Source organism: Pigmentiphaga sp. (genome assembly GCF_019689535.1).
Classification (GTDB): domain Bacteria; phylum Pseudomonadota; class Gammaproteobacteria; order Burkholderiales; family Burkholderiaceae_B; genus Pigmentiphaga.
Genome location: NZ_JADGHH010000018.1, coordinates 1 through 14,237 on the forward strand (window position 1 = coordinate 1; position 14,237 = coordinate 14,237).

A 14,237-nucleotide genomic window follows, 5' to 3' on the forward strand; every position below is an offset into this window, starting at 1 on the left:
GGGAAAAAGCGCATGAAGCAGGTCGGCAGCGTCGAGATTCCCCAGGAGGCGTTCCTGGCCATTCTGCAGGTGGAAGACAAATGACTAACAGTATGTTGAACCTGGTTGGGGAGAGGGCGACATGAGCCTGAATTTCGCGCTGATTCTATTCGTGCTGCTGATCGTGACCGGCGTCGTGTGGGTGGTCGACCGGGTATCGCTGCGGCCACAGCGCAACCAGCGCATGGCGCGCGCCGCAGCCGAGTTCGATGCTGGCCGGGCTCACTCGGTGCGCGCTGCCAGTGGCGAAGCGGAAGCAGCGCGCCAGCGCCAGGAGGCCGTCGACCGAGCAGGGAAAATGCCGTGGTGGGTGGAATACTCGGTCAGCTTTTTCCCGGTGATCCTGTTTGTGTTCGTGCTGCGCTCCTTCGTGGTCGAGCCGTTCCGCATCCCATCCGGGTCCATGATGCCCACGCTGCAGATCGGCGACCTGATCCTGGTCAATAAATTCTCTTACGGCTTGCGCCTGCCCATCGTCGACAAGAAAGTGGTGCCGCTGGGTGATCCGCAGCGGGGCGACGTCATAGTCTTTCGCTACCCCGTGGATCCCCAGGTCGATTACATCAAGCGGGTCATCGGCCTGCCCGGCGACGAAGTCGCATACATCAACAAGCGGTTGACCATCAACGGCGTGGAAGTACCCATAACGCAAAAAGGGGAATACTTTGATCCGGACCGAGTTTCTTACGCGACCCTTTATTCCGAAAAGTTAGGCGAAGTTGAGCACAATATATTGATAGATAGCCACAGATCGCCGGAGGTTGAGCCGTTTGGCAGCTTTCCGCACCGGGATGCGTGCCAGTACTCGCGGGAGGGCGTGCGTTGCAAAGTGCCCGCAGGCAACTATTTCGTCATGGGCGATAATCGGGACAATAGCGCGGACAGCCGGTATTGGGGCTTCGTGCCCGATTCGCATATCGTGGGCAAGGCGTTCTTCGTCTGGATGAATTTCGGGAACCTGAAACGGATTGGCCGCTTCCATTGATTTTTTTCGCCATGCGTCCTATTGCATGAAACAGACGTCGATCTCGCTTGGCGCCGGGGCATGGGCAGCACCGTCCGCCCGCTGGCCGGGCGCAGCGGTAGGCGGAAGGCGGGCCCCAGGTCGGCTCGGCCGGTTCGTTAGCGCCAACCCCCGGGGGGCGCGTGAGGCGCACGAGGGAGAGTGGTCTTGAACGCTCTGGAAACCAGCCTGGCCTATAGCTTCAAGAACAAGAGCCTGTTGGAGCAGGCTTTGACGCATCGCAGCCATAGCAGCAAGCACAACGAGCGGTTGGAGTTCTTGGGCGACAGCGTGCTTAATTGCGCGGTTGCTTCCTTGCTCTATGAGCGTTTTTCCAGGATAGACGAGGGCGATCTTTCGCGCCTGCGCGCCAATCTGGTCAAGCAGGCTTCGCTCGCCGAAATCGCTCAGCGCGTGGAGCTCTCCCGCTTCTTGCGCCTGGGAGAAGGTGAGCTGAAGAGCGGGGGCTTTCGCCGCCCCTCGATCCTGGCCGATACCCTGGAGGCGATCTTCGGCGCCATCTTCCTGGACGGTGGGTTCGATGCGGCAAGCGCGGTGATCGCCCGGCTGTACAAACCGGTGCTCGAGACCGTGGACCCCAAGACTTTGGGCAAGGACGCCAAGACCCTGCTGCAGGAATACCTGCAGGGGCGCAAGATTGCGCTGCCCGTCTATACGGTGGTGGCGACGCACGGGGCCGCGCATAGCCAGGAATTCGAGGTGGAGTGCGCCATCCCTAAGCTGGAAGTCCAGGTCGTCGGGGTGGGCGGGAGCCGGCGTGCCGCCGAGCAAGCCGCCGCCAAGCAGGCGCTCGAGGCCGCGCTTGCGGCCAATCCTTCCCCCGCCAAGCGGGCGCCGCGTGCCCGCAAGACGGCCCAGCTGTCCCTGCCCGTCGCCGTCGTCCAGGAGGTGACCGACAGTTCGAGCGGCAATCTGCAGCCGGCCGAGCCCGCGCCTGCGGCAAGCGACGGCACCAAGGTGGATTCCGGGGCCGATGCGGTCCAAGTTCCACCTTCGACGGCGACCGCATCCAAGGCTGCACTTTCGGCCCCGGTACCCAAGAAATGAACACTCCGCCCGCATCCCAAGCCGGCAGCCGTTGCGGTTTCGTCGCCATCGTCGGCCGCCCCAACGTCGGCAAATCCACCTTGCTGAACGCCTTGATCGGCGCCAAGGTGAGCATCGTTTCGCGCAAGGCCCAGACCACCCGCCACCGCATCCACGGCGTCTATACCCGCGGCGCAGAGCAATTCGTGTTCGTCGATACGCCGGGCTTCCAGACCCGTCACGGCGGCGCGATGAACCGCATGATGAATCGCGTCGTGACGCAGGCCCTGGCGGATGTCGACGTGGTCGTGCATGTAGTGGAGGCGGGCAAGTGGTCGGAAGGGGATGCCAACCTGCTTCCGCTCCTGCCTGCCCGGGCGCGCCGGATCCTGGCGGTGAACAAGATCGACCAGCTTAAGAACCGTGATTTGCTGTTTCCCTACGTGGCCCGGGTCACGCAGCTGCATCCCTACGACGCCGTGGTGCCGATCAGCGCGGCCAAGTCCCGGCAGCTCGACGAATTGCTGGACGAAATCGCGGCAGGCCTGCCCGAAGGCGAGCATATGTTCGAGGAAGACACGCTGACCGATCGTCCCGTGCGCTTCATCGCGGGGGAGTTGATCCGCGAGAAGATCTTCCGCTTGGTGGGCGACGAGCTGCCCTACGGCTCGACCGTTGTCATCGAACAATGGGAAGAGAAACCCCGCGTCACCCGCATTGCGGCCTGCGTCATCGTCGACCGCGAGAGTCACCGCCCCATCCTGCTGGGCGCGGGGGGGGAGCGCATGAAGCGCATCGCCACCGAGGCCCGGCAAGATATTTCCAAGTTGATCGACCGGCCCGTGCATCTCGAGATCTACGTGAAGGTGCGCAAGGGTTGGGCCGAGCGCGAAAGCGCGCTGCGCGATTTGGGTTATGAATAAATCGCGGGATCCCGCGACGTCTGACCAAGCCTGGGAGGGTGCTGCAGGGTCGCTGTTCCGGCGGGCGCCGGCGCCCGAGGCTGCGGCGCCCAAGCGGGTGCGCAGCCGGGGCCATCGCGTGGACGAGGTGCCCGCGTTTTTGCTCCACAGTTATCCTTACCGAGAGAGTTCGCTGATCCTGGACGTGTTCACGCGCACGCACGGCCGGCTTGCGCTGGTGGCCAAGGGCGCCAAGCGGCCTCATTCGGCGCTGCGCCCGGTGCTGGCCGTCTTCCAGCGGCTCAAGTTGTCGTGGAGCGGCGCCGGCGAGGTCAAGACGCTCACCCGCGCCGAATGGTCCGGCCCGCCGCAGCGCCTCGAGGGTGCGGCGGCGATGTCGGCCTGGTACCTGAACGAATTGCTGCTGCGGCTGCTCGTCCGCGAAGATCCGCACGAAGCGCTGTACGACGCGTATGCGCAGGCGCTGGCGCGCCTGACGGTCCAGCCCCAGCTGTCGGCCACGCTACGCGAGTTCGAGTGGCGCCTGCTGTGTGAAATCGGCTATGGATTCGATCCTGCAGCAACCGGCGACGGCACGCCCGTACAGGCCGGTGCGCGGTATCGCGTGCCCCTCGAGGCCGGTCCCGAGCTCGAGGAAGGGGGGACGTCGTTGGGTACGCCCATGTCGGGCCGGGCATTGCTGGCCTTGGCCGAAGGCCGCTTCGACGATGCCACCGCGGAGCCGGAGCTGCGGCGGCTGTTGCGCGAGCGGCTGGACTATCATATGAGCGGTCGGCCTCTGGCAACGCGGCAAGTGCTGCGCGATCTCCAGTTTTTCCTGCCTTCGCGCGCTGCCGGAAGGTCCCCAGAGAGTGAAGCGGGCGGACCGGCCGAGCCGGCGCCTTCCATCCGGGACGGCAATGGCGGCAGAGCGTGATGCGAATATATGAGCTGCTTTCACCATGATTGATCTGGGCGTCAACATCGACCACGTCGCAACCCTGCGCCAACAGCGCCACGTTTCCTACCCCGATCCGGTCCGGGCCGCGTTGATCGCGGAGGACGCGGGCGCCGACCTGATTACCCTGCATTTGCGCGAGGACCGGCGGCACATCCAGGATGCCGACGTCGAAGCCTTGCGCGGCAAGCTGCGCACTCGCATGAATCTCGAATGCGCGATCACGCCCGAGATGCTGGAGATCGCCTGTCGCATCCGGCCGCACGATGTCTGTCTCGTGCCCGAAAAGCGGCAAGAGTTGACCACAGAGGGTGGGCTGGACGTGTTGAACCACTTCGAGGAAGTGCGCACGGCCGTGTCGCGGCTCCACGATGCGGGCGTGCGCGTGTCGCTCTTCATCGATCCGGAGGCCGCGCAGATCGAAGCGGCCGCGCGCACGGGGGCGACGGTCATCGAATTGCATACCGGCGCATACGCCGAGGCCGCGGCCGAGGCGGCCGCGGCGGAGCTTGCGCGCATACGGGAGGCCGTTGCCGAAGGGCTGAGGCAGGGGTTGCGCGTGAATGCCGGCCATGGGTTGCATTACGAAAACGTGCAACCGGTGGCGGCGCTCGAGGGCATTGCCGAGCTCAACATCGGTCACGCCATCATCGCCCAGGCCGTATTCTGCGGGCTGGAAACCGCGGTGCGGGACATGAAGGCCTTGATGATCGCTGCGCGGAGCAAGGCCCAGCAAGGCGCCACGTCGAGGCCGGTGCGTTGACGCTGCACGCCTCTTCCGCCGTGCCGGCTGCGATCGCCGGAGTGGGCATCGATTTGCTCCGCGTCGAGCGCATCGAGCGCGCGCTGGCCCGCCATGGCGACCGTTTTGCCCAGAAGGTGTTGGGAGGGGAAGAATATGCCAAGTTCCTCGCCCGCCGAAGCCGGGATCCGCGGCGCGGGGTGCGGTTCCTTGCGACGCGCTTTGCCGCCAAGGAGGCGTTTTCCAAGGCGATCGGGCTCGGCATGCGCATGCCCATGAGCTGGCGGCGCATGCAGGCCTTGAACGCGCCGGGCGGTCGCCCCGTCGTCGTGTTGGCCGAGCCGCTCAAGTCCTGGTATGAGGCGCGTTTCGGCGCCGCCCATGTGTCGTTGACGGACGAGCATGACATGGTCGCGGCCTACGTGATCGTCGAAACTCGCCGTACACCGTGATATCCCAGATGACCAAGATAACGAAACCCTCGCCTCCATCCAGCCGTACCCGGCTTCCTCCCGGCCCCGTCATGGTAGACGTGGCCGGTACCGCATTGACCAAGGCCGAAACGCGGCGCTTGCGCCATCCCATGGTGGGCGGGGTGATTTTGTTCGCCCGTAATTTCCACAGCCGCGAGCAACTGAGCGAACTGACTGCGGCCATTCATGCGGTGCGCCGCGAGCCTCTCCTGATTGCGGTGGACCACGAAGGAGGCCGGGTGCAGCGATTCCGCAGCGACGGTTTCACGAAGCTGCCGGCGATGCGGACCTTGGGCCGTCTCTGGGAGCGCGATCCGCTCGCCGCCATGCAGGCTGCCACCGATGTGGGGTGCGTGTTGGCCGGCGAGCTGCGCGCCTGCGGCGTGGACCTTAGTTTCACGCCCGTGCTGGACCTGGATTTCGGAGAAAGCCGCGTCATCCGGGATCGTGCATTTCACCGGGATCCGCGCGTGGTGGCCATGCTGGCGCGCGCCTTGGTCCAGGGAATGGCGACGGCAGGCATGGCGGCCTGCGGCAAGCATTTCCCCGGGCATGGTTACGCCGCAGCCGACTCTCACTTTGAGATTCCCGTCGACGAGCGCACGCTGGACGAGGTGCTGAACGAGGATGCGATGCCATATCAGTGGCTGGGCGACGCGATCCTGGGCGCGGTCATGCCCGCGCATGTGATTTATCCGAAGGTGGACAAGGCGCCTGCGGGATTCTCGCGCAAATGGGTAGGCTCCGTGCTGCGCAAACGGCTGGGCTATGGTGGCGCGGTTTTCTCGGACGACCTCTCCATGGAAGGAGCAGCCGTTGCGGGAGACATCCACGGACGCGCGCTTGCCGCGCTGCGGGCGGGCTGCGACATGGTGCTCGTGTGCAATCATCCCGATTGGGCGGACGACCTGCTCGCGCGCCTGGACTGGACGATGGACGAAACTTCCGTAGAGCGCATCCGTTCGCTCAGGCCTAGATTCGCTGCGCCGACATGGGGCGCTTTGCAGAACGATCCCCGCTACAGGAAGTCCCGTAAGGTCGTCCGGGAACTGGTGCGCGGCGAAATAGCGAGCTGAGGGAAATCATCGTCATGGCCAGGAGCAGGAAGAACCCGGCCACGGGGCAATCCGACGCGCAGGCGGTACAACAGTTCGACCAGGCGCCGCCGGCGGATGCGCGGACGCCGGCCCGCGAGCGTGACGAGCCGGGCACCGGCGCGGAATTCGACATCAAGGCGTTTCTCGCCCAACTGCCGCACTTGCCCGGCGTCTATCGCCACATCAATGCCGAGGGCGAGGTCATGTACGTCGGCAAGGCGCGCGACTTGAAGCGACGCGTCTCGTCGTATTTCCAGAAGCAGGTGAGCAGTCCCCGCATCGCCCACATGCTGGCGCGCGTGGCACGCGTGGAAGTGACGGTCACCCGCTCCGAGGCCGAAGCGCTGCTGCTCGAAAACAATCTCATCAAGTCGCTGGCGCCGCGCTACAACATCTTGTTCCGGGACGACAAGTCCTATCCGTACCTGAAGGTCAGCGGGCACGCGTTCCCGCGCATTGCCTATTACCGCGGCGCGACCGATCGCGCCAATCAGTACTTCGGGCCATTTCCCAACGTGTGGGCGGTGCGCGAGAGCATACAGGTCCTGCAGAAGGTTTTCCGCCTGCGTACTTGCGAGGACACGGTTTTCGCCAATCGCTCGCGCCCATGCCTGCTTTACCAGATCCATCGCTGTTCGGGGCCGTGCGTAGGCCTGATTTCGCAGGAAGACTACGGCCGCGACGTCGAACGCGCCACGCAGTTTCTGCGCGGCCAGACCCAGGCGGTCCTGAAAGACATCGAAACGCGCATGTTCGCCGCGTCGGCGGAAATGCGCTTCGAGGAAGCGGCCGTGCTGCGCGATCAACTGTCGGCGCTTTCCCGCGTCCTGCACCAGCAGACGATGGAAGGCGGCAGCGGGGATACGGACGTGATTGCCGTCGCCATGCAGGGGGGCAAAGCGTGCGTGAACCTGGCGATGATACGCGGCGGCCGGCACCTGGGCGACAAGGCTTTTTTCCCCGCGCACACCGACGGCGATTCGCCGGCCGACGTGCTGGAGGCTTTCATGTCCCAGCATTACATCGATCGCGCGCTGCCTGGGACCATCGTGGTGTCGCATGCGCTGCCCGATCCGGACTTGGTCGACATGCTGGCCGAACAGGCCGGGTCCAAAGTCAATCTCGTCAAGCAACCCCAGGGCGTGCGCAAGAGCTGGCTGGAGCAGGCGAGGAAGAACGCGGAGCTGGCGTTGGCGAGGGTGCTCGCCGAAGCCGGATCGCAGCAGGCCCGCACGCGGGCGTTGGCCCAGGTGCTGGGGATAGAAGGCGACGAGGCTGCGCTCGAGAGCCTGCGGATCGAATGTTTCGACATCAGCCATACGGCTGGCGAGGCCACCCAAGCCTCCTGCGTGGTCTATCACCATCACGCCATGCAGCCCAAGGAGTACCGTCGCTACAATATCAATGACATCACGGGCGGCGACGACTATGCAGCCATGCGCCAGGTGCTGACGCGCCGCTACGAAAAAATCGCCGACGGCGACGGCATCATGCCCGACGTCGTGCTGATCGACGGCGGCAAGGGCCAAGTAGAGGTGGCGCGCCAGGTTTTCGCGGAATTGGGCCTCGACATCGGTCTTCTGGTCGGCGTCGCGAAAGGCGAGGGGCGCAAGGTGGGCCTGGAGACGCTTGTCTTCGCGGACGGCAGGGAACCCCTGGCCCTTGGCGGCGAGTCGGCGGCCTTGATGCTCGTCGCCCAGATCCGCGACGAGGCCCACCGATTCGCCATCACTGGCATGCGGGCGCGGCGCGCGAAGGCGCGTAACGTATCTCGCTTGGAAGAGATCGAGGGCGTGGGCGCCAAACGCAGGCAACGGCTGCTAGCGCGCTTCGGTGGACTGCGCGGCGTCATGGCGGCCAGCGTCGAGGACCTCGCTTCCGTCGAAGGCATTTCACTTGAACTGGCCGACCGGATCTATCGGCAGCTGCATTGAGAACTTTTCCCCAGAGCCTGTTAGCATTCGACCATGCCTCCTCTGAATCTGCCGATAATCCTGACTTGGTTGCGGATCGCCATGATTCCGCTGATCGTCAGCGTGTATTACGTACCGGAGAACGTCTTCTTCTTGGTTGTACGCGATGCGCTGGCAACGGGCATGTTCATCTTCGCCGCATTGACGGATTGGCTCGACGGCTGGCTCGCCCGGCGGCTGAACCAGACTTCTTCGTTCGGCGCCTTTCTCGATCCCGTCGCTGACAAACTCATGGTGAGCGCTGCACTACTGGTGCTCTTGAACTTGGGGCGGATCGACGCGATGGTTGCCCTCATCATCATCGGCCGCGAAATCACGATCTCCGCGTTGCGCGAGTGGATGGCCAAACTCGGTGCCAGCACGAGCGTGGCTGTACATTGGCTCGGCAAATTCAAGACGGCGGCGCAGATGACCGCCATACCATGCTTGTTATACGGCCGTTCTGTGCTTGGCATCGATCTTTCGTGGTGGGGATCTCGCTTGATCGAGATCGCTGCGGTGCTGACGGTCTGGTCGATGATGTATTACCTACAGCGTGCATGGCCCGTCATCAGGAAATCAACCTAGGCGGACCAAGGGCATGCGGCAGTAAAAAAGGGAGACGATGTGCAGCAGGTGTTGGTTGCGCCAGGCTTGAGATTTGCCCGGCGCAGGCAAGATTGGAAAGTCATTGGGCTGGTGGGCGTTGCCCATGCGAGTTCCCATTTCTTCCAATTGGTGATCCCGTCGCTATTCGTGCCTCTGGCGGCGGAGTTCGGCTATAGCTATGCCGAGTTGGGCGTACTCGTCGCGGTCTTCTATGCCATGTCCGGCATCGGGCAGGCCTGTTCCGGCTTCGTCGTGGACCGGGCCGGTGCGCGTCCGGTGCTCTGGTTCGGATTGTCGTGTTTCGTCGTTGCCGGCGTGATGTTGGGCGTCGCCCCCGGCTACGCCTGGTTGCTGGCGGCGGCTGTCGTGGCCGGCGTGGGCAATTCCGTTTTCCACCCTGTGGATTTCTCCATCCTGAATCAGCGCGTCAGCGCGCCGCGGCTCGGCCATGCGTTCAGCGCGCACGGCATTACCGGCAATCTCGGCTGGGCCGCGACGCCGGTATTCATGACCAGCCTCACCCATCTCTTCAACTGGCGCGTGGCCGCGTTCGGCGCGAGCCTCGCGCTGGGGGTGGTGCTCGCCTTGACCATCCTGGGAAGGCGTTTGTTGGCCGTGGGCATCGTCCGCAAGCCGAAAGGCGCCGCGCGGAACGCCGGAGCAGGCAACCCCGGCAGTGCTTCGCCGCTGCGCCTGCTCGCCAATCCGGTGGTATGGGGCGCCTTTCTGTTCTTCACGTTTTCGTCGATCGCGATCTCCGCAGTCCAGAACTACACCTTGCCCATTTTGACGGCAACCTACGGCATCTCGAGCGTGGCGGCCAGTACGGCGTTGTCAGGGTATATGGTGGCAGGCGCGATAGGGATGGTGATGGGCGGCTTCCTGGTCTCGAGCAGCCCGCACAGCGAGCGCATCGTGGGCATGTCCTTTATCGCCGCGGGGTTTTTATTGGCAGTCCTTGCGATGGGATGGCTCCCCGCCGCCGCGGCCGTGCCCGGCGTGGCCTTGGCCGGGTTGTGCGCCGGCGTGGCGGGCCCGTCCCGCGACATGCTGGTGCGCCGCGTGACGCCGCGCGGTTCCACGGGCTCCGTTTACGGGCTGGTGTATTCCGGCATGGATACCGGGTCCGCGGTGGCCCCGCTGGCGTTTGGCGTCCTGCTCGATGCCGGGTTACGCCAGGGGCCTTACCTCGGGGCATGCCTCGCATTCTTGCTATCGGCGGGGTTTGCGGCCTTGATCGCCGCCCGTGCGCGCCGAGCGCACTGACCCGCCGCGCCGGCATCCGTGAATCGGGGCTATAGTGGTTCCACGGTGCCGGGTTATTCCGCATCCGTCGCGGTGGAACGCGTCTTTCAACCTGTCATAATCACAATATCGTGACAATCTTTTCGTTTCGATAACATTTGTTTTGAATTTGCCCCTTTGCTTTGCGCGAATAAAGACGTATTTAAATCACGTTAGAAAGGATGGGGGCTGCTTGCCTGCGGCGCGACCTGCTCATTGGAGCTCGAGGTGTCGAAAGACTGGTGGCGGATAGGCTGGTTGGCCATCTCGATCTTCATTGGGCAACACCTCGGAAGCTATGCAATCGTCGCTGTCTTTGTATCTATTGGGCCCGTTAGTGATGGAAAGCGCTCGGGGGCCGCTTTCCATACGCTACAACAAGGCGCGAGCATTGCTGGCGTATCTGGCCATCGAGAGTGGATTCCACACGCGTGAGTCCCTCGCTTTCCTGCTATGGCCGGACGCCTCCGCACAGGCGGGGCGTGAAAACTTGCGCCGCATGCTGTTCCAGTTGAAGGACGCCTTGAGCGCCGACCTCATGGAAAGCAATCGAGAGGTCCTGCGGCTGCGAGCGGAAAACGGCCTGTGGACCGACGTGGCCGCATTTACGGGCGTACTCGATGCGGAACAACGCACGGCGGCCGCCGGCGCGCCTGTCAATTGCGAACGCGTGGCGTACGCAGTCTCGCTGTATCGCGGCGAATTCCTGCAAGGACTCGAACTCGACGATGCGCCCGAGTTCTGCGATTGGGTGGCACTGCAGCGCCACCAATACCAGCAGCGCTATCTGCAGGCTCTCGGCATGCTGGTGGATGCGTACGAACAGGAAGGCAATCTCGCGGCTGCCATCGAGCGCGCCCAGCAATGGACCGTGCTGGCACCGCTGGACAACGCTGCATGGCACAGGCTACTGCGTTTGTTGATCGATACCGACCAGCTCGAACGCGCCCGGCAGGAATTTCAACGCTACCGGCAAGTGCTGGACACGGAGCTGGGCGCCCCGCCGGATGCAAAGATTGCCTGCTTGCTGGATGCTGCTGCAGCCCAGCATGGCGTGCCTGCCTCGAGGCGGGCGGGCTTGGGCGAGCGCCGCCAGCTCACGGCTTTGTCGTGTGAATTCTATGTCACGGGCGAGCCGGAAGACGTCGCCGAGACCCTGTTGGAACTCATCGCGCGCTGCGAATCGGTGCTGCGCGGGGTCGGCGGTCACGTCACGCGCACCCCCGGGGGCTTGGTCACCTATTTCGGCTATCCGGTGGCGCAGGAAGACGCGGCCCGCCGGGCGGTGACGGGCGCGCTGGCTTGCCGGCAGGCGCTTGGGGAGTTGCAGGCGTCTGGCGCCTTGGCCGGGCCCTTGCCGGTGCAGATCGGCCTGGGCGTGCACACGGGCATGGTGCTGAGTTCTGTCGATGACGACATACCCGATGCCGGCGGCAGGGTTGCCCGCTTGGCTTTGCTGTTGGGGGCGATGTCGGGCGCATCCGGCGTCGTGGTGAGCGAAACGATCTTGCGACGCCTGGGTCCCGCCTTCTGCGCCGAAGCCATCGGAGAACTGGACGACCGCGCCGGCGGGTTGAAGATGCAGGCCTTCCTGGTGAACGCGGCGACCGTGCAGGAGCGCGCAGACTGCGAGCGCGTGTTGTGTGGGCGCGAGCGAGAGCTCGCCGTCCTCGGCGAGATTCGACGCAAGCGCCCGGGGCGAGCTTGCCTGGTGCGGGGAGAGGCAGGCCTGGGCAAGTCCTTCCTCGTCGAGCATTTCTGTGCCGAGAATAAGCTCGAGCGGGTCGTGCTGCGTTGCGTGTCCGAATTGCGGCAAATGCCGCTGCATCCTTTCGTCGCCTGGATGCGGGCGCTGCGCGAGAAGTATGGAAGCGGGCCTTCCCAGCTTACGGGCGAAGTCGCGCGCCTTTTGGAGGCCATCGAACAGCGGATGTTGCCCGGCGAGCATCCCGCCTGGGGCGTGGCGCGGTTCCGCGGACGCGAAGAGCTGGGCTCTTTGTTCCATGACTTGCTGGCCTTGCTCGTTCCTCCCGGTGGCGTGATTTATTTCGATGACGTGCACTGGGCCGACCCGTCTACCCGAGAGGTGCTTGCGCTGCTCGTGGAGCGGCCATTGCCGCGTCGCATGCTGGTTATTACGGCGCGTCCGGAATTCGTGCCGCCGTGGAAGCGTACGGCGGCGGTGGAGGTGCTCGAACTTCAACCGCTGGACGACTTGGCCATCGTGGACCTGGTCCATTCCATCGTGCAAGACCAGCGAGTCGATGCCGAGATGCTGCGCGAAATCGTCAAGCCCTCGGAAGGCATTCCGCTCTATGCCGAGGAGCTGACGCGGGATCTGTTGGCGGGCGATCGCGAATCGGGCGGGCCGCATGTCCTGCCCGGGTCTTTGCACGACCTGCTGATGGCCCGCATCGACAGCGTAGGGCGGGCACGCCGCGTGGCGCAATTCGCTGCCGTGGTAGGAGGTGAGTTCACGCTGGACTTGCTGGCAGAAGCCATGGGCGAGCCGCGGGCGAAACTGGCCGAGGCCATTGCAGTCATGCTCCGGCAGAACATCGTCGTGCGCCGCGGCGACCAAACCTATGCATTCCGGCACGCATTGCTGCGCGAGGCTGCCTACCAGTCGCAGACTCGTTCCGCGCGCGCACAGGCCCATGCAAGGCTGGCCCATGTGCTCGAGGCAAGTGAGGGCGACCCCAATCCGGCAGTCCTTGCCTGGCATTATGCCGGCGCGGGCAACCGTCCCGCGGCGGTGAAGAATCTCCTGGATGCGGCGCGCCATGCCGCAGCGCAGTGCGCCTATCGGGAGGCCGTGGGTTATTACCGTAGTGCGCTGGAATGGTTCGAGCGCGAGGGCGATGGTATCGACGCCATCATGGAAGAGCTCTGCATACGCATGGAGCTCGGCATCCAGTTGAGTGCGCTGTACGGGTTCGGATCCGAGCAGGCGGTCGATTCCTTCCGCACGGCGCTCACCCTGGCCAAACCGCTGGGCGATGATCCCAGGCTATTCCCGATTTACTGGGGGCTGTGGACGAGCTCGAGTTCCTGGGCCAATTTCTCGATGACGATGGCGCTTGCCGAGACCCTGTTGCGCATGGCCGAAAGTGCCGGCGACGCGCACTTGCTGTCTTATGCGCACTATGCGCGGGGCTATAGCCACTTCTTCCTGGGCAATTTCGCTGATGCGGTGGCATGCCTGGAAGCTGCCGTGCGGGTCTACCAGCCGCCGCAGCGCCCGGGGATGATGCTCGGACAGGACGCGAAAGTGACGAGCTTGGGGTTGCTCTCGCTTGCCTATTGGTACGTCGGGCGGTTTGACGATGCGCTGCGGGCTTCTCGCGAATCGTTGGTGCGCGCGCGAGAAGCCGGACATCGGTATTCGCTGCTCTACGCCCTGGTGCTGGCCACCGATCTGCAGCGTCTGAACCGGAACATCGACCAGATGGCCGTCTTCTCTGACGAGGCCTTGCAAGTGGCCCGCGAAATGGATGCGCCGATGCTGACACTGTGCGCGGAAACGACCGCGGCCTGGGTGGATGTCGCACGCGGCCGGGTCGATAAGCTGGACTATATCGCCGCCTGCATCGAGCGCCTGCAGGACATCATGAAAGGGTTGACGCTTTTCCTGATCTCGCGCTGGGCCGATGCCTGCGAGATGGCGCAAGATGCGGAGCGGGGCTTGCATGCGACGGAGCAGGGGTTGAAGGAAGTCGAGAGCGCCAATGCCCGGTTCGTGCAATCCGAGTTTGAGCGCATCAAGGGCGAACTGCTGTTCGTGCAGGGCAAGCCCGTCGATGTCTTCCTGCCCTGGCTCGACAGGGCGCTCGATACCGCCTGCTCCCTGGATTCCCCGCCGCTCGTGTTGCGGGCGCTGGCGAGCCGCATGCGTTTCGGCAAGCGCCGACCCTGCGCCGCGCAGCTGGCGCTCATGGCCAACATGCTGGCGCGCGTGCAAGGAGGCGATGGCCTGCCCGAGGTCCGGGCTGCCCAGGATCTCCTCGGCCGCTACCAAGCCGTCCCGTCCATCAAGCCCTGACCGCCCGCCGCCTCGTCCCCATGCACCAAGGCGGTACCGGCGTGCGTGCTCCATGCTGGTGCCATGGGCCTCGAAACGGCTTCACTTCG

10 protein-coding genes and 1 pseudogene are annotated in these 14,237 nt (G+C 64.5%); all 11 read left to right on the plus strand.

Annotated elements, in window-relative coordinates; all coding sequences use genetic code 11:
• Positions 1–121 precede the first annotated feature (121 nt).
• The 11 genes and pseudogenes from lepB (at position 122) to IRZ12_RS02975 (ending at position 14,148) form a co-directional block, all read left to right on the plus strand.
• Positions 122–1,024 (plus strand): signal peptidase I, encoded by a 903-nt coding sequence (gene lepB / locus IRZ12_RS02925; protein ID WP_296463929.1) that lies wholly within the window; start codon positions 122–124, stop codon positions 1,022–1,024.
• Between the two features lie 180 nt (positions 1,025–1,204).
• Positions 1,205–1,954, plus strand: a pseudogene (gene rnc, locus IRZ12_RS02930) (ribonuclease III); the annotation flags it as partial.
• Between the two features lie 152 nt (positions 1,955–2,106).
• Positions 2,107–3,012, plus strand: coding sequence for a GTPase Era (gene era, locus IRZ12_RS02935; RefSeq protein WP_296463931.1), 906 nt, complete (start codon positions 2,107–2,109; stop codon positions 3,010–3,012).
• The gene (gene recO / locus IRZ12_RS02940; protein ID WP_296463933.1) at positions 3,005–3,928 is read left to right on the plus strand and encodes a DNA repair protein RecO; all 924 of its coding nucleotides are present in this window, start codon (positions 3,005–3,007) and stop codon (positions 3,926–3,928) included. The genes era and recO overlap by 8 nt, the downstream gene beginning before the upstream one ends.
• Positions 3,929–3,953: 25 nt before the next feature.
• On the plus strand, positions 3,954–4,712 hold the full coding sequence (pdxJ, locus tag IRZ12_RS02945; protein WP_296463935.1) for a pyridoxine 5'-phosphate synthase: 759 nt from the start codon (positions 3,954–3,956) through the stop codon (positions 4,710–4,712).
• Positions 4,709–5,143 (plus strand): holo-ACP synthase, encoded by a 435-nt coding sequence (gene acpS, locus IRZ12_RS02950; RefSeq protein WP_296463937.1) that lies wholly within the window; start codon positions 4,709–4,711, stop codon positions 5,141–5,143. Before pdxJ ends, acpS begins: the two co-directional genes overlap by 4 nt.
• A gap of 8 nt (positions 5,144–5,151) precedes the next feature.
• Complete coding sequence (gene nagZ, locus IRZ12_RS02955; RefSeq protein ID WP_296463939.1) at positions 5,152–6,240, plus strand: beta-N-acetylhexosaminidase; 1,089 nt, start codon at positions 5,152–5,154, stop codon at positions 6,238–6,240.
• Between the two features lie 14 nt (positions 6,241–6,254).
• Positions 6,255–8,195, plus strand: a complete 1,941-nt coding sequence (uvrC, locus tag IRZ12_RS02960; protein WP_296463941.1) for an excinuclease ABC subunit UvrC — start codon at positions 6,255–6,257, stop codon at positions 8,193–8,195.
• Positions 8,196–8,228: 33 nt separating this feature from the next.
• A complete protein-coding gene (pgsA, locus tag IRZ12_RS02965) occupies positions 8,229–8,801 on the plus strand; it encodes a CDP-diacylglycerol--glycerol-3-phosphate 3-phosphatidyltransferase (protein WP_296463943.1) in 573 nt (190 codons plus the stop codon).
• Positions 8,802–8,840: 39 nt separating this feature from the next.
• Positions 8,841–10,088 carry an MFS transporter gene (locus tag IRZ12_RS02970; RefSeq protein ID WP_296463945.1) on the plus strand — a complete coding sequence of 416 codons (1,248 nt, stop codon included), beginning with the start codon at positions 8,841–8,843 and terminating at the stop codon, positions 10,086–10,088.
• 358 nt (positions 10,089–10,446) lie between these two features.
• Positions 10,447–14,148 (plus strand): AAA family ATPase, encoded by a 3,702-nt coding sequence (locus IRZ12_RS02975; protein WP_296463966.1) that lies wholly within the window; start codon positions 10,447–10,449, stop codon positions 14,146–14,148.
• Positions 14,149–14,237: the final 89 nt, after the last annotated feature.